The 20,284-nt window shown below is 65.4% G+C and carries 23 protein-coding genes; 11 read left to right on the forward strand and 12 right to left on the reverse strand.

Annotated elements, in window-relative coordinates:
• Positions 1-11: 11 nt before the first annotated feature.
• Positions 12-617: a LysE/ArgO family amino acid transporter gene (locus tag VPH40_RS24430; protein WP_034785705.1), complete on the forward strand. Its 606-nt coding sequence runs from the start codon at positions 12-14 to the stop codon at positions 615-617.
• On the opposite strand, the gene VPH40_RS24435 is transcribed toward VPH40_RS24430, so the two are convergent.
• A complete protein-coding gene (locus tag VPH40_RS24435) occupies positions 618-2,045 on the reverse strand; it encodes a coniferyl aldehyde dehydrogenase (RefSeq protein WP_328574741.1) in 1,428 nt (475 codons plus the stop codon). It abuts the gene before it with no gap.
• Between the two features lie 159 nt (positions 2,046-2,204).
• Between VPH40_RS24435 and trxC the strand changes: the two genes are divergently transcribed.
• The 5 genes from trxC (at position 2,205) to VPH40_RS24460 (ending at position 4,997) form a co-directional block, all read left to right on the forward strand.
• Positions 2,205-2,657: a thioredoxin TrxC gene (trxC, locus tag VPH40_RS24440; RefSeq protein ID WP_099664582.1), complete on the forward strand. Its 453-nt coding sequence runs from the start codon at positions 2,205-2,207 to the stop codon at positions 2,655-2,657.
• Between the two features lie 70 nt (positions 2,658-2,727).
• The gene (locus tag VPH40_RS24445) at positions 2,728-3,249 is read left to right on the forward strand and encodes a MarR family winged helix-turn-helix transcriptional regulator (RefSeq protein WP_328574845.1); all 522 of its coding nucleotides are present in this window, start codon (positions 2,728-2,730) and stop codon (positions 3,247-3,249) included.
• A complete protein-coding gene (locus tag VPH40_RS24450; RefSeq protein WP_328574742.1) occupies positions 3,246-3,992 on the forward strand; it encodes a HEAT repeat domain-containing protein in 747 nt (248 codons plus the stop codon). The genes VPH40_RS24445 and VPH40_RS24450 overlap by 4 nt, the downstream gene beginning before the upstream one ends.
• 16 nt (positions 3,993-4,008) lie before the next feature.
• Positions 4,009-4,344 (forward strand): DUF6616 family protein, encoded by a 336-nt coding sequence (locus VPH40_RS24455; protein WP_328574743.1) that lies wholly within the window; start codon positions 4,009-4,011, stop codon positions 4,342-4,344.
• A 62-nt stretch (positions 4,345-4,406) separates the two neighbouring features.
• Complete coding sequence (locus VPH40_RS24460) at positions 4,407-4,997, forward strand: DUF1287 domain-containing protein (protein ID WP_328574744.1); 591 nt, start codon at positions 4,407-4,409, stop codon at positions 4,995-4,997.
• Here the strand turns inward: VPH40_RS24460 and pdxR are convergent.
• On the reverse strand, positions 4,966-6,438 hold the full coding sequence (gene pdxR, locus VPH40_RS24465; RefSeq protein WP_328574745.1) for a MocR-like pyridoxine biosynthesis transcription factor PdxR: 1,473 nt from the start codon (positions 6,436-6,438) through the stop codon (positions 4,966-4,968). The genes VPH40_RS24460 and pdxR overlap by 32 nt on opposite strands.
• A gap of 104 nt (positions 6,439-6,542) precedes the next feature.
• On the opposite strand from pdxR, the gene VPH40_RS24470 reads away from it, so the two are divergent.
• Both VPH40_RS24470 and VPH40_RS24475 read left to right on the forward strand, forming a co-directional pair.
• Positions 6,543-6,983 carry a carboxymuconolactone decarboxylase family protein gene (locus tag VPH40_RS24470; protein ID WP_035817618.1) on the forward strand — a complete coding sequence of 147 codons (441 nt, stop codon included), beginning with the start codon at positions 6,543-6,545 and terminating at the stop codon, positions 6,981-6,983.
• A gap of 80 nt (positions 6,984-7,063) precedes the next feature.
• On the forward strand, positions 7,064-7,360 hold the full coding sequence (locus VPH40_RS24475; protein WP_328574746.1) for a hypothetical protein: 297 nt from the start codon (positions 7,064-7,066) through the stop codon (positions 7,358-7,360).
• A gap of 127 nt (positions 7,361-7,487) precedes the next feature.
• On the opposite strand, the gene VPH40_RS24480 is transcribed toward VPH40_RS24475, so the two are convergent.
• Entirely contained in the window at positions 7,488-8,675 is a 1,188-nt protein-coding gene (locus VPH40_RS24480) for a multidrug effflux MFS transporter (RefSeq protein ID WP_328574747.1), read from the reverse strand.
• A gap of 188 nt (positions 8,676-8,863) precedes the next feature.
• Between VPH40_RS24480 and epsC the strand changes: the two genes are divergently transcribed.
• Entirely contained in the window at positions 8,864-9,802 is a 939-nt protein-coding gene (gene epsC, locus VPH40_RS24485; RefSeq protein ID WP_077402556.1) for a serine O-acetyltransferase EpsC, read from the forward strand.
• A gap of 100 nt (positions 9,803-9,902) precedes the next feature.
• On the opposite strand, the gene VPH40_RS24490 is transcribed toward epsC, so the two are convergent.
• The 9 genes from VPH40_RS24490 to VPH40_RS24530 form a co-directional block, all read right to left on the reverse strand.
• The gene (locus VPH40_RS24490) at positions 9,903-10,382 is read right to left on the reverse strand and encodes an META domain-containing protein (protein WP_305053261.1); all 480 of its coding nucleotides are present in this window, start codon (positions 10,380-10,382) and stop codon (positions 9,903-9,905) included.
• A gap of 85 nt (positions 10,383-10,467) precedes the next feature.
• Complete coding sequence (gene bla / locus VPH40_RS24495) at positions 10,468-11,373, reverse strand: subclass B3 metallo-beta-lactamase (RefSeq protein ID WP_305061481.1); 906 nt, start codon at positions 11,371-11,373, stop codon at positions 10,468-10,470.
• 64 nt (positions 11,374-11,437) lie between these two features.
• A complete protein-coding gene (locus tag VPH40_RS24500; RefSeq protein WP_305061482.1) occupies positions 11,438-12,214 on the reverse strand; it encodes a hypothetical protein in 777 nt (258 codons plus the stop codon).
• A 76-nt stretch (positions 12,215-12,290) separates the two neighbouring features.
• Positions 12,291-13,025 (reverse strand): ABC transporter ATP-binding protein, encoded by a 735-nt coding sequence (locus VPH40_RS24505; RefSeq protein WP_289899014.1) that lies wholly within the window; start codon positions 13,023-13,025, stop codon positions 12,291-12,293.
• A gap of 15 nt (positions 13,026-13,040) precedes the next feature.
• Positions 13,041-13,871, reverse strand: coding sequence for an ABC transporter permease (locus VPH40_RS24510; protein ID WP_328574748.1), 831 nt, complete (start codon positions 13,869-13,871; stop codon positions 13,041-13,043).
• Between the two features lie 6 nt (positions 13,872-13,877).
• Positions 13,878-14,867 carry an aliphatic sulfonate ABC transporter substrate-binding protein gene (locus tag VPH40_RS24515; protein ID WP_328574749.1) on the reverse strand — a complete coding sequence of 330 codons (990 nt, stop codon included), beginning with the start codon at positions 14,865-14,867 and terminating at the stop codon, positions 13,878-13,880.
• 28 nt (positions 14,868-14,895) lie between these two features.
• A complete protein-coding gene (locus tag VPH40_RS24520) occupies positions 14,896-16,287 on the reverse strand; it encodes an LLM class flavin-dependent oxidoreductase (RefSeq protein WP_328574750.1) in 1,392 nt (463 codons plus the stop codon).
• Positions 16,288-16,290: 3 nt separating this feature from the next.
• A complete protein-coding gene (locus VPH40_RS24525) occupies positions 16,291-17,118 on the reverse strand; it encodes a MetQ/NlpA family ABC transporter substrate-binding protein (RefSeq protein WP_328574751.1) in 828 nt (275 codons plus the stop codon).
• 21 nt (positions 17,119-17,139) lie between these two features.
• Positions 17,140-18,354 carry an acyl-CoA dehydrogenase family protein gene (locus tag VPH40_RS24530; RefSeq protein ID WP_328574752.1) on the reverse strand — a complete coding sequence of 405 codons (1,215 nt, stop codon included), beginning with the start codon at positions 18,352-18,354 and terminating at the stop codon, positions 17,140-17,142.
• 253 nt (positions 18,355-18,607) lie between these two features.
• On the opposite strand from VPH40_RS24530, the gene ssuE reads away from it, so the two are divergent.
• Positions 18,608-19,228 carry an NADPH-dependent FMN reductase gene (gene ssuE / locus VPH40_RS24535; protein WP_099664566.1) on the forward strand — a complete coding sequence of 207 codons (621 nt, stop codon included), beginning with the start codon at positions 18,608-18,610 and terminating at the stop codon, positions 19,226-19,228.
• 24 nt (positions 19,229-19,252) lie between these two features.
• Positions 19,253-20,269, forward strand: coding sequence for a sulfonate ABC transporter substrate-binding protein (locus VPH40_RS24540; protein ID WP_328574753.1), 1,017 nt, complete (start codon positions 19,253-19,255; stop codon positions 20,267-20,269).
• Positions 20,270-20,284 lie beyond the last annotated feature (15 nt).

Consider the following 20,284-nt stretch of genomic DNA (forward strand, 5'->3'; position numbering starts at 1 on the left):
AAGGAATCGATATGGACAGCGCAATCTTCTTGAAAGGCATGGGGCTCGGAGCGAGCCTGATCGTTGCCATCGGCACGCAAAATGCCTTCTTGCTGAAACAGGGCTTGAAGCGTCATTACGTGCTCACCTGCATCCTGGTCTGCCTGGTGTGCGATGCGATCTTGATCACGGCCGGCGTGGCCGGCATGGGCACCTTCATTGCAGACAACCCCAATTTCCTGCTGTGGGCCAAGGCCGGCGGCGCCACCTTCCTGATCGCCTACGGCTTGCGCGCCGCCAAGTCCGCCTGGCGCCCAACGGCCCTGACGGTGTCGGCTGCCAAGTCGCCGGAAGGCTACTGGGCCGTGATCGGCGCAGCGCTGGCGTTCAGCCTGCTGAACCCGCACGCTTTCCTCGACACGGTCATCCTGCTCGGTTCGATCGGCGGCCAGCATGAAGGCGTGGGACGCTTCTACTTCGCCGGCGGCGCCATCATGGCTTCGGCCCTGTGGTTCTTCCTGCTGGGCTTTGGCGCCCGCTACCTGGCGCCCGTGTTTGCCAAGCCCATGGCCTGGCGCGTGCTCGACGGCATCATTGCGCTCGTCATGTGGGCCATCGCCGCCTCGCTGTTCCTGTAATCAGCGGGTCAGGAAGGCCAGCACGCGGCTGGCCAGCTTGCCATACGGCGGCCACAGCAGTTTCAACGCACTGTAGCGGGCCTGGTAAAACACGGGCCGCAGCTTGCTGAAGGTGTGAAAGCCTTCGACGCCGTGGTAGTGGCCCATGCCGGACTCGCCCACGCCGCCGAAGGGCAGGTCGTGTTGGCCTACGTGGTACAGGGCGTCGTTGACGGACACGCCGCCCGACATCACGCGGTCGATCAGCAACTGCACCGTGTCTGTTTTGTTGCTGAATGGATAAATGGCCAGCGGCCGTGGTCCGGCATTGATGCTGTCGATCACGGTGCCCAGCCTGGCATAGCCGCGCAGCGGCAGGATGGGGCCGAAGATTTCCCGCGTCAGCAGCAGGCTGTCTTCGGGGGCGTCGAGCACGATGTGCGGCGCGATCTTGCGCGTGGCGCGGTCGTAGGCGGGCCCCGGCAACAGCGAAATCACTTGCGCGCCCCGTGCGCGCGCTTCGTCGAGCGCCAGCAGCAGGCGTTCAAAGGCGGCCTCGTCGATGATGGAGGTGTAGTCGGGCGTGTCCAGCCGCGGGTAGCGCGTGGGCACGATGGCGCGTGCGTGTTCAACGAAGGCAGGAATGCTGGTCTCGGGCAGCCAGGCGTGGTCGACGCACGTGCAGATTTGCCCCGCGTTCAGGAACTTGACGAACAGGATGCGCTCGGCTGCCGTGCGCACGTCGAAATCGGCGCAGACGATGGCCGGCGCCTTGCCGCCCAGTTCCAGCGTGACGGGGCACAGATTGCGCGCGGCCGCCGCCATGACGGCGCGGCCCGTCTGGCCGGAACCCGTAAACAACAGGTGGTCGAACGGCAGTTGCGAAAAAGCCATGCCAACGCCGCCCGTTTCGTCAAAGAACTGCAGCTTTTCCGGTGGAAAGTAGGCGGGCATGGTGTCGATCAGCAGCCGCGCCAGGTGGCGCGAGTTTTCGCTCATCTTGACCATGGCGCGGTTGCCGGCGGCGAAGATGTAGGTCAAGGGCACCAGGCTCAGGTTCACGGGGAAATTCCATGGCACGATGACGCCCACCACGCCCAGCGGCTGCGGCATCACGCGGTTGCGGGCGCCAGGGAAATTGCGCCAGTCCACGCCGCGGCGCTGCGGCTGCATCCATTTTTTCAAATGTTTAAGGACGTGGTTGATGCCGTCGATGGCGGGAAAGATTTCCGCCAGCAAGGTTTCGTGCTGGGAACGGTTGCCGTAGTCGGCGCTGATCGCCGCGCACAACGCGTCCTTGTGGTCGCGGATGAAGCGCTGCAAGGTGTGCAGGTCGCGTTTGCGTTCGGCCAGGGTCGGCACGGGGTGGGCCAGGCAGGCGGCGCGCTGCAAGCGCAGGGCGACAGTGAGTTCGGTGCTCAATAGCATGTTTTCTGCGACATCAGGCATTGTTTTCCTTGGCCGGCCCGGCAATGTGCGCGCCGTTTCATCACACGTTTCAGCACACTATAGTGGACTCTGCGGACAAGTGCCGCCAGCGTGCCGACGGCGCTGCACGATACGCCGTAAAATGTCCGGCAACTGTACGCCACTCTTTCCAGGAATGCCATGACCTCGACCACGCCAGACTCCCTGCACATCGTGTGCCCCCATTGCGACGCCGTCAACCGCTTGCCGGCGGCGCGCCTGATCGAACAGCCCACGTGCGGCAAGTGCCAGAAGGATTTGTTTACTGGCCAGCCCGTGGACCTGGCCAGCGCCCGCTTCCTCAAGCATATCGAACGCAGCGACATTCCCGTGCTGGTCGACTTCTGGGCGCCGTGGTGCGGTCCGTGCCGCAGCATGGCGCCATTCTATGTGCAAGCCGCCAAGACCCTGGAACCCGCATTTCGCGTCGTCAAGGTGAATACGGAAGCGTCGCCGGACCTGGGCAGCCGTTTCAATATCCGCAGCATTCCCACGCTGGCCCTGTTCCGCAGGGGCGTGGAAGTGGCGCGCCAGCCGGGCGCCATCGATGCGCAAGCCATCATTGCCTGGGCGAGGGACAAGGCGCGTTTCTAAACGCACAGGAAAACCATCACAGTTTTCCATTTGACATTTAATATGGCGCCATATTATATTGCGCCATATGATAAAGCTCAAACAGAAATACACGGCCTTGCTGGGCGACGTGCAGCGCCGCGCCAGCGGTCTCGACATGGCGCAGTCGACGGCGCGCTTGCGCCTGTGCTTTGAAGTGCTGGGCCTTGCCTCCGCCATCGATGGCGATTGCGCCGCGCGCCTGGGCCGGCATGGACTATCGGAAGGCAAGTTCGTCTTGCTGTCCCTGCTGCGCGACGTGCCCGGTGGACTGTCGCCGCACGAACTGGCCGAGCGGGCAGGCGTGACGCGCGGCACCATCACGGGCTTGCTCGACGGCCTGGAACGCGACGGTTTCCTGGCGCGCCACGCGGACCAGGCCGACCGGCGCAAGCTGCTGGTGCGCCTGAGTGCCAAGGGAGAAGCAGCCGCTGCCACCCTGGTCGATGAACACGCGCAATGGATCGCCAGCCTGTTTGCCGATTTCACGCCGGAAGAAATGCAGTTGCTGAGTACGCTGCTGGAAAAAGCCTGGCGCAAGACGGATAGAGGTGAAATGCAGGGTGCGCCATGAGCCGCGGCGTCGCCGACATCGCTCCCGCGCGCCTGGCCCTGCTGAACGGCGGAAGCGTGGCCAGCGCCACCCTGACGGAAGGGCTGGCCATCGATTTCGCCCAGTTGCTGGCTGCGGCCGTGCCCGCTATCGGCGCCGCTCGGCTGGATCGGATGCATGAGCATGCCGCAGCCGGTATCACCCGGCGCATGGCGCTGGCGGCGCAATTGCTGCTGGAAGCCAACGCCGACCTGGCGCTGCTGCAAGCCCATGCCTCCGACACGGTACGTGGCTGGGTCTGCTTTGCCATCGCCGCGCAGGCTGGCCTGACCTTGCCGCAACGGCTGGCGGCCATGCGGCCGCTGGCCGACGATGGGCACTTCGGCGTGCGCGAATGGGCCTGGCTGGCCCTGCGGCCCCATCTGGCGGAGAGCCTTGACGAGGCCATTGCCTTGCTGGCGCCGTGGACGGCTGACCCGTCGGAACGCCTGCGCCGTTTCGCTTGCGAAGCGCTGCGCCCGCGCGGCGTGTGGTGCGCGCATATTGGCCGGTTAAAAGAACAGCCGCAGCTGGCCTTGCCCGTGTTGCATGCCTTGCGCGCCGATCCGGCCGTCTACGTACAGGATTCCGTGGCCAACTGGCTCAACGATGCGGCCAAGAGCCAGCCCGATTGGGTGCGCAGCCTGTGCGCGCAATGGCTGCAGGATAGTGCCAATGCCGCCACGCAACGCATCTGCAAGCGCGCCCAACGCTCGCTTGCTTAACTTTTTGGAGGAAAACATGCATTATCTGTTGGAACTGTACAGTCCGAAACCGGCCTGGCTGGCCCTCGATGGCGCCGCGCGCCAGGCGTATTTCGGCACGGTGGGCGCCGGCATGGCGGCCTTGTCCGGCACGGGCGCGGAAGCGCTGGCCATGGGCGCCATCGATGGCGGCAAGCTGCATGGGGCTGCCCAGCAATTTTATGCCGTCTGGCGCTTCCCGGATGAGGCGGCACTGGATGCCTTGCTGGCCGGCATTGCCGCCACGGGCTGGCACGATTACTTCGACACCATCAATGCGGCGGGACCGGCCGTGGATTTTCCTGCCCACCTGGCGCAGCTGGCCGGGGTCTAAGCGTCCGCCGTTTTCCTTGCTGCTGCGGTAAAGTTGGCATTTCCATCCGACCATTGACGTTGATGCCAATTAAACTGCTCTCCATCCTGATGCTTGCCCTGGCGCCCATGCTGGCCTCGGCCATTCCTGCCACCCCGCAAGCCCTCGTCGTCGCCGCCCGCAAGCAGGTGGGCGTGACCCTGCAGTACGACCCGCGCTACGAACGGCTCGCCTATCCGGGCGGCGACGTACCGCTGGAACGGGGCGTGTGCACGGACGTGGTGGTGCGCGCCTACCGCCAGCTGGGGCAGGATTTGCAGGTGCTGGTGCACGAAGACATGCGCAAGGCGTGGCAGGTGTACCAGCAGCAGGGGCGCTGGCAGATGAAGGGGCCGGACCGCAATATCGACCACCGGCGCGTGCCGAACCTGGGCACCTACTTTGCCCGCCATGGCACCAGCTTGCCGCCAAGCAAGGAAGCGAACGCTTACCGCGCGGGCGACATCGTCACCTGGCGCCTGCCGCGCAACCTCACGCACATCGGCATCGTCAGCGACAAGCAGTCGTGGGGCGGCGTGCCGCTCATCATCCACAACATCGGCGAAGGCGCGCGCGAGGAAAATATTCTATTCAGCTATCCCATCACGGGACACTATCGTTGGCAACCGCGCTGAGGGGCAGGGGAGCGATCTCTTGCAGGATCGCCAGCACCTGGGCCAGCGCCGTGTCGATATCGAGCTTGTCGATGGCGCCATAGCCGAGGAACAGGCCTGCGTGGCGTGCCACGCCGTGATAAAAGCCCGATAGCGCATACAGGCTGATGTCGGCCAGGCGCGCGCGGCGCAGCAATTCGGCGATATCGAGCGGCGCCTGGGCCAGGGCCGCCACGTGGAAGCCGGCGCTGGCGGGCACCAGGCGGAACCACGGCGCCAGCGGGCCGTTGAACCAGTGCTGCAGCCGCTCGCGCCGCCCCGCATAGATATCGTGGCAGCGGCGGATATGGCGCAGCAGATGGCCGTCGCTGATGAACTTGGCCAGCGCATGCTGGCCCAGGCTGGCCGTGTGGCAATCGCTCAGGTATTTCACCGTTTCCACGGCGGCCACGATAGCTTGCGGCAGCACAACATAGCCGAGCCGCAATTCTGGCAGCATGATCTTGGAAAAGCTGCCCACATGCGCGACGACGCCGTAGCGGTCCATGCTTTGCAGGGAATCTTCGGGCCGGCCTTCGTAACGGAAGGCGCTGTCGTAGTCGTCCTCGATGATGATGGCGCCCAGCTGCTGCGCCCGTTCCAGCAAGGCATGGCGGCGCGCCATGCTCATCGGCATGCCCAGCGGAAATTGATGCGCGGGCGTGACATAGATCAGCCGCGTGCCGTCCGGGATTTGTCCGACGATGAGGCCATCCTCGTCCACGTCGATGCCCACCACGCGGGCGCCCTGGCTGGCGAATACGGCGCGCGCCACCGGGTAGCCGGGTTCTTCCACGGCAACCGTGTCGCCTGCTTCCAGCAAGGTCAGCGCCAGCAGGTGCAGGGCTTGCTGCGCGCCGCTGGTGACGAGCACTTGTTCCTCGGTGCAATGGATGCCGCGGCTGAAAGCGGCATGGCCGGCGATCGCCGCGCGCAAGGCCGGCAAGCCGGCGACCGGGCCATAGCGGCCGCGTGCCTGGCCACCCTGGCGCAGCGCGTGCAGCATGCAGGCGCGCCATTCATCCTGCGGGAAGTGCGCGGGCGTGGCGCGCCCGCCGATGAAGGCGTAGCGCGCCGGCTCTTCCTGGCTGGCGCGGCGCAAGGGCGTGGGCGTCGCTTCCCAGCGGGCGATGCGCTGCGCGCTGGCCAGGGGCGTGCTGGCGTGGCGGCGCTGCGGCGACGCGTGCGGCGTCTGCACGAAGCTGCCCACGCCCACTTTGCCGACCAGCAGCTTTTCATAACCGAGCTTGTCATACACGTCGGACACCGTCTTGCGCGACAGGCCCAGCTGGCTGGCCAGCAGGCGCGAGGGGGGCAATTGCTGTCCATCCGTCAGCCGGCCCGAGCGGATGGCCTCGCTGAGCTGGCGGTACAGCTGGCCGCCCAGGTCGCGCGTGCCGTCGATCAGGATATGTAATTCCATGGAGTATCTGCTGGTGGTCTGCTGTTTTTCGGGGGGATTGGCCTGCCGCGTGCTGTTCCTGGGCTACTACAATGGTGCATCTCTACTCCCTCAAGGAATGCATCATGACACAGCAACGACTCGATTTTACACAAGCTTCGCCGGACGCCGTCAAGGCCATGTACGCGCTGGAAGCAGCGATTGCCAGGCTGGGCGTGGAACACTCGCTGCTCGAGCTGATCCGCCTGCGCGCCTCGCAAATCAATGGCTGCGCCTTTTGCGTGGACATGCACACGAGCGACGCGCGCAAGGCGGGCGAAACGGAGCGCCGCCTGTATGCCGTGTCCGTCTGGCGCGAAACGCCGTTCTTCACGCCGCGCGAGCGGGCCGTGCTGGCCTGGACGGAAGCGCTGACCCTGCTGCCGCAAAGCCAGGCGCCCGATGACGTGTATGCGGCGCTGGCGGAACAGTTGACGCCGGCGGAAATGGTCAATGTGACCCTGGCCATCGGCTCCATCAATACCTGGAACCGCCTGGCCGTGGGCTTTCGCAAGATGCCCGAATAGTTTCTGTGTTCGTTCGCGAACAGACGCCTGGCTGATCCCTGCGTAGTCTGGCAAGACAACTTGTCAGCGAGGGAACGGCCATGGAAGTCAATATCAGCGAAGCAATTGAAAAGACACCGGAACAGCTGGAAGAAGCGCGCCGCGAGTTCATCGCGGAACTGTGGCGGCGCTTTGAAACCTTGCAGGAATGGGCCGTCAGCCACTGGCCCGACCAGGAACACCCGCTCAGTTCCGCCGACTTCGTCGAGGCGCGCAAGGAAATCTTGAGCCTGCGTTCGCCGGCCGGTTCCCTGAACCAGCCAACTACGCGCGATGCGGCTGAGCCGGAGCAGGGTGGGGCGCAGTATCTGGATGTGACGCCTGCCCCCTGGCCTTGAGGAGCGCCTGAGAAAACGTCCATGACTGCGTTGCCGTGCCTTGCCGTACTAGCGTACTGCCTGCGGCACGGCGCCTTGTCCTGAACGTTTTTCAGGTGCTTCCGACCTGAAAAATCCGCTGTAAAAGCTACTGCTTGACCGCTTCCGTTTTCCCGCCCTGCGCAAACACCCAGCACAGCAAACTCACCAACAATCCCGCCATCACCCCATACGCCAGATTCAGGGCGCTGTCGAACAGCAGTGGCGCCACCAAGCCCGACACCAGCGCGAACAGCAGCATCTGGATGAACGACTGCATCGACGAAGCCAGGCCGCTGTTGTTGGGGAAGTGGTTCAGGGCCATCAAGGTCATCGGCGGCATGGCGATCGACAGGGCGAACGAGTAGAAGAACAATGGCAGCACAGCCCACGGCACTTCGGCGGCAAAGAAGTAGTTGTAGCCGATGTTGACCAGCGCGGCGATGAGCATCAGGATGAAGCCGGTCCAGATCATCTGGCGCTGGCTGTAGCGGTGGGCGATTTTCGCCGACAGGGCCGAACCGAACACCATGCCGCTAATTAATGGAATGAACAGCCAGGCGAACGCCGTTTCCGGCAGGTGCAGGATGTTGATGATGAAGTAGGCGGCCGAACCGATGTACAGGGCGAAGCCGCCGAAGGCGGCGCCGATGGCCGTCGACAGCAGCAGGAACTGGCGGTGGCACAGCACTTTCCAGTAATTGACGGCGATGTCGCCCAGGTGGAAGGCGTGGCGCTGTTCCTTCGGCAAGCTTTCCGGCAGCGCGCGCCAGACGACGACGAACATCAGCACGCCGAAGGCCGTCAGGAACCAGAAGATCCAGCGCCAGCCCAGGCCCACCTGCAGCCAGCCGCCCAGCACGGGCGCGATGGCCGGCGCCAGCGCGAACACCATCATGATGTGCGAGAGGATTTTCTGCGCGGCGGCGCCCGAATAGCGGTCTTGCACGATGGCGCGGCCGATCACGGAACCGGCGCCCGCCGACAGGCCTTGCAGCACGCGCCAGGCCAGAAGCCAACCCAGCGACGGCGCCAGCGCGGCGCCCACGGAGGCGATCACATACAGCACCAGCGAGACGAGAATGACGGGGCGGCGGCCGAACGAGTCGGACAGGGTGCCGTAAAACAGCATCATGAAGGCGAACGTGAACAGGAAAAAGCTCAGGGTTTGCTGCACCAGCAGGGGGCTGGCATTGAAATCATGCGCGATGGCGGGGAAAGACGGCAGATAGGTGTCAATTGCAAGCGGTCCGACCATCGCCAGGCCCGCCAAAATCCATGTTAATAATTTAGTCATGTTGAAGAGTGTTTTTGTTAGTCCGTCATTTTACGCTAGTGACCGGAATCAGGTTTGGCGCCGGCCTTTTTGCCATCCATATGTGTTTTTCGCATATGGAATCTTGAAATTCATCGTTTGCATCGCTTGCCGCCGCCGCTAAGCTGGGGCGACCCGGCTTGTTTGCCGTTTTCTGGAAGTGATACGCCATGCACAGCATTTATCCCGCGGCGCCCGCCGACGACACGGCCCAGTGGAACCTGGGGCCCGTGATTCAGGCCTTGCGCAGCTCGCGCGAAGACAAGCACAAGATCCGCCATAACGGCAGGGTGCGCGAACTGCCGTCGCGCGAAGCCCTTACCACCATCGTCAACGGCCTGTCGGCAGCCTTGTTCCCCACGCATTACGGGCGGCCCAACCTGACGGACGAAAGCATCGATTATTTTGTCGGCGACACCCTCAACACCACCCTGAACCGCCTCAGCGAACAGGTGCGGCGCGGCCTGCTCTTTTCCGTGCCGGCCGGCGATGAAGGCGATGGCGCCAGCGACGATGCGGCCCTGGCGCAGCAGGCGCGCGACATCACGCGCGCCTTCGCCGCCAGCCTGCCCGATATCCGCGCCCTGCTGGTGTCGGACGTGCAGGCCGCCTACGCGGGCGACCCGGCCGCCACCTCGGTGGCCGAGATCATGCTGTGCTACCCGGGCACCATCGCCATCCTGTACCACCGCCTGGCGCACCGGCTGCACGCCCTCGGCGCGCCATTCCTGGCGCGCCTGATCGCCGACATCGCGCACACCTTGACGGGCATCGACATCCACCCGGGCGCGCATATCGGCGCCTCCTTCTTCATCGACCACGGCACGGGCGTGGTGATCGGCGAGACGGCCATCATCGGCCAGCGCGTGCGCCTGTACCAGGCAGTCACCCTGGGCGCCAAGCGTTTTCCAGCCGATGCCAGCGGTGCGCTGATCAAGGGCACGCCGCGCCACCCCATCGTCGAGGATGACGTGGTGATTTACGCGGGCGCAACCGTGTTGGGGCGCATCACCATCGGCGCGGGATCGACCATCGGGGGGAATGTGTGGCTGACGCAGAGCGTGCCGCCAGAAAGCAATGTATCGCAGGCGCAGATGCGCAACGATTGAATAGTGGCCGAGAAAACGTCCATGGCGGCGTTGCGCCTTGCCCTGAACGTTTTTCGGGCACTCTTCGCGCCAGGAGAGGGTTCCTGGCTTTGTGATGACCTTACTTTACCGTCAGCGCTTCATAGCGCGCCACGGGCACGCCATCCTTCAGCAACAGCAATTCCTGGTCGGCGTAGCGGTAGCCATTGACTTCGCCCAGGGTGGTCAGCAGCAGGCGTTCCAGGTCCATGTCCTGCGGCTGGCACATCATCATGGTGCCTGCCAGTTGTCCAAAGTTCAAGGTGCTGACGCCATCGCTGGTGTAGCCGCCCATCATCTGGTTGCAGCCGCTGTTGCCGCTGGCGCGGCCTTCAGCCAGCAGCAGGGTCACTTCGCGCTGCTCGGGCGCCTTGCGCACCACTTGTTTGCCCTTCAATTCCTTCAGCTTCCACTGCGTGCCCGTCAGCTTGGGCGCCGGCTTGGCTGGCGAGGTGGCGCTTGGCGCGGCGGCGGCAGCGTCGCTGCGCACCGGTGTTTGCGCGCAGCCGGCGGTGATGGCGACGATGGCGGCGAGGGGAATCAGGCTGGCGAGTTTGAACATGGCGGTTCCTTCTTTAAATGAATGGCGCCAGCGTAGCAGATCGGCGCTGCGCCAGCGTGCACGGTTGACAAGCTCATTGGCAAGTTCACTGCTGCTTTTCCTGTTCCAGCCGGGAGTCGAGCACGGTGCGCGCCGCCGCCACATAGGCGCGGCAGGCTTGCGGGTCGACAAAGGCGTCGCTGCCGGCCGTGGCGCTCGCCTCCAGCCGCTCCCACAACTGTGCAGCCTCCGGATGCGCGGAAATGAGCACGTCGCAAGGCAGTTTTTCCAGGGTCTCGAAGCTGCGGCGCAAGTCCGCCACCGCGTTCGGATACTCGCTGCTGGCGCTGAACTTGAAGCCGGGACGCGAGACGGCGTTGAGGCTGTCCGCATAGACCATGTTCAGGCAGCGGGGGCCGTCGCACGATTGCCACGTCCAGCTCAAGCCTCCGGGCGTGTGGCCAGGCGTGGCGTGCGCCGTCAGGTTGACGGGACCGACGTTGAACTGGCCGCCGTCGCGCGCCAGGCGCATGTCCTTGACGGGCGGGTACTTGGGCAGCGCGTGGTATTGCGGGTCGTCCGGCCCCACTTCGCCCGACGCCAGGTCCAGCGCCGCCGACGGGCTGGCGGCCACCAGCGCATTGCTGCGCCGCTGCAGTTCGGCCAGGCCGCCCGCATGGTCGATATGGCCGTGCGAATTGAGGATCAGCTTGACGTCCTCGATGCGAAAACCCAGCGTGCCGATATTGGCGATGATCTTGGGCGCCGATTCCGGCAAGCCGCCGTCGATCAGCACGTGGCCCTGCGGCGACGTCACCAGCACGGAACTGAGGCCTTTTACGCCCACATAATAGGTATTGCCGAAGATGCGGAACGGCGCCTGGTCCGCATTCCAGGTGGCGCAGATGTCGCAGCCAGGCGTCGGCGGCGTGACTGGCGCCTGCGCCGATGCCAGGGAGCCATGGCCTGCCAGCAGCGCCAGTGCCAGCGCGCGCGTAAGAGTGGGGGGCATTGCGATCCTTATCCGTGGTGCCAGGGTGGCATATGCTGACATGGAACGGGGCTGGACGCAAACGCTAAGGGGCGGCGGACGGCGCGCCGGCGGCATCCTGCTGGTAGACCAGTTCGATCAGGGTATCGTCCGCATAGCGGGTGTCGCCGATGGGCGACAGGAAGGAGCGGCCTTCCTTTTCCACCTTCAGGGCGATGCGGCGCTCGCCATCGAGCAGGGTGGCGCTGGCGAGAGGCACATCGCTGCGGGTGCCCAACTTGAGCTGCTCGGCGGAGCACCAGTCGGTGGTGCGCAGCAGGGTGCCGACCAGGGTGCGTACCCAGAACGGTATCTCTTTCTTGGCGATGGCAATCGTCACCTGGCATTGCAGGCGCAGGTCGCCCAGGCGGCGCATGCCGGCCGGCACGCCGTCGCTGTGAATGGACGGCTGCCAGCGGTAATTGCCCTTTTTCTTGTTGGTGACCAGGTCCGCGTCCTCGCTGTCGGCCTGCGCGCTGCGCGGCAGCGTGAAACTGCCGTCGGCGGCCAGGGGCAGCGCAATCGAGGTTTCGTTGCCGGCGATGCGCAAGGCCAGGTCCTGCATGGCGTCCGCCGGCGCGCGGCTGCCCGCGACCAGTTTGAAGCGCACTTCGCGCGCCCCGGGCGCCAGCGCATGGTATTCATCGAAGGCATCGAGGCCGGCCGCCATCACGCGGTACGATTTCAGTTCCGGATTGCGGATGCTGTTGATGTGGATGGACTGGCCGGTTTCCGCCGGCGCCGCGTCAGCCTGCGTGCCGGCGTGCGCAGCGAGGTGGCCGAGGGCCAGGATGGCGAGGATGGGAAGGGAAGGAAGGTGCACGTCGCCGCCTGTATGTTTTCAACATGGCAAGCTAACATGAATGACAAGACTTGTCACTGGCGCCGCCGCGCAAGCCTCAGATCGCGTGCGCGGCGTGCAGTTCGCCGAGGATGGCCTCTTTTAATTGCGCCTGCGCCGCTGGTGTGCGCAGGCGGGGCCGGGGCGCGGCCACGTCGTATTGGGCGCGTGGCGGTCCGGCGCGCGTGTCGAGCATGACGATGCGGTCGCTCAGGTACAGCGCTTCATCGATATCGTGCGTCACCAGCAGCACGCTCAGGCCATGGCGCGCGGTGACGGCGGCCAGCAAGTCTTGCAGCTTCATGCGCGTAAAAGCATCGACGGCGGAAAATGGTTCGTCCAGCAGCAGGATGCGGGGCTGGCCAAACAGGCCGCGGGCAATCGCCGCGCGTTGCGCCTGGCCGCCCGACAGCTGCTTGGGCAGGCTGTCCGCATGGCCCTGCAAGCCTACTTCCTCCAGCAATTGCGCGACCCTGGGATCGTCTTCGCCTTTGGGACCGAGGCCGAAGGCGATGTTTTGCGCCACTGTCAGCCAGGGAAACAGGCGCGGTTCCTGGAAGATCAGGCCGATGTCAGCATGCACTCCCGCCAGCAGCTTGCCGTCGAGGCGCACGGTGCCGCGAAAGTCCGTATCGAGACCGGCCACGATGGACAGCAGGCTGCTCTTGCCGCAGCCGCTGGCGCCGATCAGGCTGACGATCTCGCCCTGGCGCAGCTGCAATTGCAGGTTATGCAGCACGCGCCGCAGGCCATAGGCTTTGTCATGGATGGCAATGTCGAGCAGGGCAGTCATGCGTGGGGGCTTTCGTCAGGAAGTGGCATAGCTGTCGCGCCAGGCGAGCAAGCGGGTTTCCAGGCGCTGCATCAGGCTGTCGCTGGCCTTGCCCAGCACGGCCAGCAGCACGATGGCCGCGAGCACAATGTCGGCGCGGCTTGTTTCGCGCCCGTCGCTGAGCAGGTAGCCGAGGCCCTGGCTGGCGGCGATCAGTTCTGCCGCCACCATGAACATCCAGGCCAGGCTCAAACCGTTGCGCAAACCCGTGAAAATGGCCGGCAGCGCGGCCGGCAGCAGCACGCGCCGCGCCAGCGCGGGGCGGCTCAAACGGTATAAACGGGCCGCGTCGATCAACTTGCGGTCCACGTCGCGGATGCCCGACGCCACGCCCATGTACACGGGGAAGAAGGCGCCGATGCCGATCAGGACCAGTTTAGGCGCTTCATCGATGCCTAGCCACAGCAGCAGCAAGGGCACCCAGGCCAGCGAGGGAATGGCGCGCAGGGCCTGGAACGTGGGATCGAGCAGCGCCTCCGCAGTGCGGTTCAAGCCCACCGCCGCACCGAGCACGATGGCCAGCAGCGCGCCGCCCGCAAAGCCGATGGCCACGCGCGCGGTGCTGGCCAGCACATGGCCGGCCAGGCCCTGGTGCGCCAGTTCGGCGATGGTGGCGCCGATGTCGCTGGGCGCAGGCAGCAGGTTGGCGGGGATGGCGCCCGTGCGCACGCCCAGTTCCGCTGCCAGCAGCGCCAAGGCGGGCAGCAGCAGGCCCAGCGCCGCGCGTGGCAAGGGCGGGCGAAAGAGCTTGTGCCGGACGCCCGTGTCGTGGGCCGGTGCCGGCGCGGCGAGCGTGTCTCTGGCCATGAGCGTCTACGCCTTGCTGATGAAGGGCGCGGCGAAGCGCGTGTCGACCAGGTCCGCGATGGCGCGGTTCACGTCGGCGCCGGGTTTGACCAGCGCTTCCTCGGCGAGGATGGGCGCGGCCACCAGCAGGGCTTTCACATGCTCGTTCGACGGCTGCGGATTGCTGAAGTCACTGCGCAGTTTCACCTGCAGCAGCGCCACCGGCAGGCTGACCTTGGCTTCTTCCGACAGGATTTTCGCCGCCTCTGCCGGATTTGCGCGTATCCAGGCGCGCGCCCGCTCGTAGGCCTGTATCACCTTGCCCACTTCGGCGGGGCGGCTGGCCAGGAAGTCCTCGCGCACGTTCAGGAAGCCGTAGGTGTTGAAGGCCACGTTGCGGTAGATCAGGCGCGACCCCGCTTCCAGTTCGCTGGCGGCCATGTGGGGATCGAGCCCGGCCCAGGCATCGACCTTGCCCTGTTCCAGCGCCGCGCGGCCATCGGCATGCTGCAGACTGACGTGTTCGATGTCGCCGCGCTTGAGGCCCGCCGTCTTCAATGCGCGCAGCAGGAACAGATACGGGTCGGTGCCCTTGGTGGCGGCCACCTTCTTGCCCTTCAAGTCGGCGAGACTGCGGATGGGGCTATCCTTGCGCACCACCAGCGCCGTCCATTCGGGACGCGAAAAAATATACGGCGCGCGGATAGGGTTGCCATTGGCGCGCGCCAGCAGGGCGGCCAGGCCCGCGCTCGAACCGATGTCGATGCTGTTGGCGTTCAGGTATTCGAGTGCGCGGTTGCTGCCCGCGCTGAGCACCCACTTGATGCTGGTGCCGTCCGGCTTGAACGCGTCTTCCAGCCAGCCGAAGCGGCGCAGCACCAGGCTGGTGGGCGAATAATAGGCGTAGTCGAGGCGCAGCTCCTTAAGGGGCGCTTGCGTGGCGGCGCGGGCGAGGCCGGGCAAGGCGGCGGTGGTGGCGCCGCTGGCGGCCAGTTGCAAGATGGTTCTGCGTTTCATGGTGTCCTTGAGTGGGAAATCTGATGCGTCAGGCCGCTGCCAGGGCGGCGTCGGCGGGGGCGATGCTGACCTGGCGGCCCGCGTGATCGGCGGGCAGGCGCGGGCCCTGGCCGAAGACCTTGTGGCGCAGGCTGCCTTCCTCGTAATGGGTGCGGTAGCGGCCGCGCCGCTGCAGTTCCGGCACGATGTATTGCACCACGTCGGCCATGCTGTCGTGGGCCACGGCGAAGGCGAGGTTGAAACCGTCGATCCCCGTTTCATCGAGCCAGCTTTCCAGCTGGTCGGCCACCTGGCGCGCGTCGCCGACGATGACGGGGCCGCGTCCGCCCAGACCGATGTATTCGGCTGCTTCGCGCACCGTCCAGCGGCGGTCCGGGTCGGCCTGGCTGAACGAGGCCAGCGCCGAGCGGCCGGCCGGGGAGTCAATGTACTCGATGGTGGCGTCGAGCGGGTAGCGGCTGAAATCGACGCCCGTCCAGCCGGACAGCAGCACGAGGGCCGCCTCGATATTCACGTGGCGCAGGTAATCGGCATGCTTGGCGCGCGCTTCTTCTTCCGTGGCGCCCGTGATGACCAGCGCTTGCGCGTAGATCAGCAATGCGTCGCCATCGCGCCCGCTTTGCCGCACGGCGGCGCGCAAGTCATCGGCATAACGCTTGACGACTGTCTTGCTGGGGCCACTGACAAAGGTGGCTTCCGCATGGCGCGCCGCGAAGCGCGTGCCGCGCGGCGAGGTGCCCGCCTGGTACAGCAGGGGGGTGCGCTGCGGCGACGGCTCGCACAAATGGATGCCGGGCACCTGGTAGTGGCGCCCGGCATGGTTGATCGGATGCACGCGGGCCGGATCGGCATAGATGCCGCGCGCCTTGTCGTTGACGACGGCGTCGTCGTCCCAGCTTTTTTCCCACAGTTTGTAGACGACGTCCAGGTATTCGTCGGCCAGGTCGTAGCGCTCGTCGTGGCCCAGCTGCTGGCTCAAGCCCAGGTTGCGCGCCGCGCTATCGAGGTAGCCGGTGACGATATTCCAGCCGATGCGCCCTTTCGTCAGGTGATCGAGGGTGGAAATGCGGCGCGCGAACGTGTACGGGTGCTCGTAGGTGAGGGCGCAGGTGACGCCAAAGCCCAGGTGCGTGGTGGCCTGCGCCATGATGGGCACGAGCGCCAGCGGGTCGTTCAGCGGCACCTGCACGCCGTGTTCCAGGGCTGCATCGAGGCTGTCCCGGTACACGTCATACACGCCCAGCACGTCGGCGAGAAAAACCGCGTCGAACAGGCCCGCTTCCAGCAGTTGCGCCAGTTCCGTCCAGTGTTCGGGATCGGTATAGCGGTGGCTGCGGTCGCGCGCATGCGTCCACAGGCCCGGCGACTGGTGACCGACGGTATTCATCTGGAAGGCGTTGAAGCGTATCGACTTGGCCATGGCTTATTTGGCCGCCGTCTGCAAGGCTTGCTGGTAATCGGGTTTCGAGTAGCCGGCAAAGTGCTTGTTCGTGATGTCGAGGAATTCGCGCGAACGGTAGGCGGCCGCCAGGTCTTTCGCGAACTGCTTGTCCTTGTCCGCTGTGCGGATGGCCACCAGGTTGATGTAGTTGGGCGAGATTTTCTCGGCCACCAGCGCATCCGTCAGCTTCAGCCCTGACGCCAGCGCGTAATTGCCGTTGATGAAGGCGTAGTCGGTGTCGCCCAGCGAGCGTGGCAGCTGCGCCGCTTCCAGCGGCAGCAGCTTGATTTTCTTCGTGTTGACGGCGATATCCTTTTCCGACGCGCGCACGGGGTCGAAGCTGGCGCGCAGCTTGATCCAGCCCAGCTGGTCGAGCAGCACCAGCGCGCGCGCCTGGTTGGTCGGATCGTTCGGCAAGCCCACCGTCGTGCCCTCCTTCACGTCGTCCAGGGTCTTGTGCTTCTTGCTGTAGATGGCGATCGGCGCCGTGGGGATCGTGATCAGGTCCGTCAGGGCCAGCTTGTGCTCCAGCGCGAATTTCTTCAGGTAGACGATGTGCTGGAAGACGTTGGCGTCCAGCGAACCTTCGGCCAGCGCGAAGTTCGGCTGGATGTAGTCGTTGAATTCCACCAGCTTGACCTTGTAGCCCTGCTTTTCCAGGATGGGCTTGATGCCCAGCTTGATCTGGTCCGCGTACGGCCCGGCGCTGGTGCCGATGGTGATGTCCTTCGGGTCCTTGGCGTGGGCGAAGGTGGCCGTCAAGGCCAGGGTCAGGGCGCTGAGGAGGATGCTGCGGCGGGCGATGGTCATGGTGGCTCCTTGGTGGGTGAATCAGGAATACGCCGTCGGCTCGGGTACGGTGCCATTCAAGGCAAAGCGTCCCAGGTCGCGCAGCTTGTAGTCGATGGGGTCGTGCAGGGTATGCACGCGCACGTTGCGCCAGTAGCGGTCGAAGCCGTATTGGGCCGAGGTGGAGCGGGCGCCCGTCAGTTCGAACATCTGGCTGCTGATCTCCAGTCCCGCCTGGTGCGCCAGGCACTTGGCTTCGGCCACGGCGACGGCCAGCAAGCCCCGTTCGCGCGCCGTCACCAGCGCGCCCTTGCGGAATACTTTTTCCAGTTCCTGCGCCGCCGCGTCGGCCAGCACTTGCGCGGGGCGCAGCAAGAGCCACAGCTGGCCATAGCGGTGCTGTACCAGAGGGTCTTCCGTTGCCTTGGCCACGCCCGAGGCAAACCAGGCTTTCGCCTGTTCGTCCGTGTAGCGGCGCGCCGCCTCGAACGCGCCTTCGGCGATGCCAAGGTACAGGTTGGCCATGATCAGCTGGGCGATCTGCGAGCGCACGGTGGCTTGCGGCGTGGCGGCCTGCGCGGGCGCCTGCAGCACCAGTTCGCGCGGCAGGGCCACCGCCTGGAAATGCACATTGCCGCTGTCCGTCTGGCGTTGGCCGAAGGCGTCCCAATCCGCCTGCACGGTCACGCCATCCTGGCGCGTGGGCAGGGCGGCGATTAGCGCCGTCTGCGTGGGCGCGTGCCAGGCCGAGACGGTCAGCCAGTCGGAACCGACCGAACCGGAAGAAAAGCTCTTGATGCCGTCGAGGGTGAAACCGTCGTCGCTGTCGGCCGCGGTGACCCGTTTGTCGAGGGGATTCAAGGCATTGCCCCAGAACAGGCGCTCGTCGACGGTCAAGGCGAGCAGGCGGCGCTGCTGCTGCGCGCTGCCATACAGCTGCAGGCCGGCCAGCTGCAAATGGTGGAAGCCGAAGACATGCGCCAGCGCGCTGTCGGCCCGCGCCAGGATGCGGATTACCTGGTACACGAGGGGCCAGGACGCGCCTTGGCCGCCGAATTCCACGGGAATGGACAAAGTCAGCAGACCCGATTCGCGCAGCCATTCGCGTTCCTGCGCCGCGTGCCCGCCGGCCTGGTCGCGGGCATTGGCCGTTTCAGCCAGGCGCGCGGCCAGCTTTGTTGCGATGCGGATGGCGTCCTGCAGGGGTTCCGGCACAGGCGGCTGGGGACGGGCGGCATGGAGAAAAACGCTAGACATGGGTGACATTCCAGAAAGACGATGACGCCGATATTGCACCGCCAGGCGTGCGCCGTACACGAAGAAAACCGCGCATGCATATGCGAAAAAAGCCGCGCGGGAGCCGGCGCCTCCGCTTGCGGGGCGTCAGGCCCGGATAGTCGAAAAACGCATATCGAAGCGCGAAAGCATTCGTTTTGCCGGACTGCTGATGGCGATAGGCTGCAAGCATCCGAGCAACTCCAATCCGACAACCTACAGGGACGGGCATCACATGAGCATCTTGTTATTGGGCGGTAGCCCGCAACTCCCCTCGAGTTCCAGCCGCCTGCTGCTGCATATCGGCGAACAGCTGGCGCTGCAGGGCCACAGCTACGCCAAGCTGCATGTGCGCGATTTGCCGGCGCGCGCCTTGCTGCTGGCCGACTACGACGACGCGGCGATTGCCCGCGCCGTGCGCGCCGTGGCCGACGCCGACGCCATCGTGATTGCCACGCCCATCTACAAGGCGTCGTATACAGGGTTGCTGAAAGCCTTCCTCGACCTGCTGCCGCAAGATGGCCTGGCCGGCAAGCTGGTGCTGCCGCTGGCCACGGGCGGCGGCCATGCCCACACCCTGGCGCTCGACTACGCGCTGCGTCCCGTGCTGCATGCGCTGGGCGCCAAGCAAGTCTTCACCAGCATCTACGCGAATGCGCAGCAACTGGCGTGGCACGAAGAACGGGGCCTGAGCCTGGATGCGCCGATTGCCGAACGCGTGCAGGCGGGCATCGAGGAACTCTCCACCGGCCTGTTCGTGCTGCAGGGGCAGCGCCCGCCCGCGCCCGCCGATATTTCTGTCCCCGTGCGTTCGCTGCAAGACCAGCCTTACGCGCCCCAGTATCAAGCCGCCTGATTATTCACCGACCAAGGAACTGCCATGACACACCGCCACGCACAACGACTCTCGCGCCGTACCACCCTGGGTTTGCTGTTTTCTGCCGTCGCCGGCGTGATGGCGGCCGGCATGCCGGTCGCGGCGCAGGCGCAAGCCAAGGGGGAAGTGCAAGCCAAAGGCGAGGTGCGCATCGGCTACCAGAAATACGGCACATTGACCTTGCTCAAGGGGCGCGGCACCCTGGAAAAACGCCTGGCCGAGCAGGGCGTGGGCGTGAAGTGGACGGAGTTCCCGGCCGGTCCCGTGCTGCTGGAAGGCCTGAACGTGGGCAGCATCGATTTCGGCACGGTGGGTGAGGCGCCGCCGATCTTTGCCCAGGCGGCCGGCGCCAACCTGGTGTACGTCGGCAATGAGCCGGCGTCGCCCGCCAGCGAAGCCATCGTCGTGCCCAAGGGTTCCGGCCTGCGTACCCTGGCTGACTTGAAGGGCAAGAAAATCGCCCTGAACAAGGGCTCGAACGTGCATTACCTGTTATTGAAGGCGCTGGAAAAGGCCGGCGTCGCCTACGCCGACATCCAGCCCGTGTTCCTGCCGCCGGCCGATGCGCGCGCCGCCTTCGAACGGGGCAGCGTGGATGCCTGGGCCATCTGGGATCCGTTCCTGGCGGCCGCCGAAAAGCAGCTGGGCGCCCGCGTGCTGGCCGACGGCAAGGGCCTGGTGACGAACTACCAGTTTTATCTTGCCTCGCGCACGTATGCGGAAAAAAATCCCGAGATCCTGCGCATCGTGCTCGACGAGGTGGCCAAGGTCGATGACTGGGGCCGCAACAACCCGGATGAGGTGGCGACGATTCTCGCCGCGCAGACGGGCTTGGGCAAGGATGTCGTGGCGCTGGCCGCCTCGCGCTATGCGTATGGCGTCAAACCCGTGTCGGTCGACGTGATCGCCTCGCAGCAAAGGGTAGCCGATGCCTTTTCCAGCCTGAAGCTGATCCCGAAACCGATCGTCGTCAAGGACGCGCTGCTGCCGGCGCGCCAGCTGGCCACCAGCACAAAATAAACAAGCAAAGGAAAG

Source organism: Janthinobacterium sp. P210005, assembly GCF_036231865.1.
GTDB classification, from domain to species: domain Bacteria; phylum Pseudomonadota; class Gammaproteobacteria; order Burkholderiales; family Burkholderiaceae_D; genus Janthinobacterium; species Janthinobacterium kumbetense.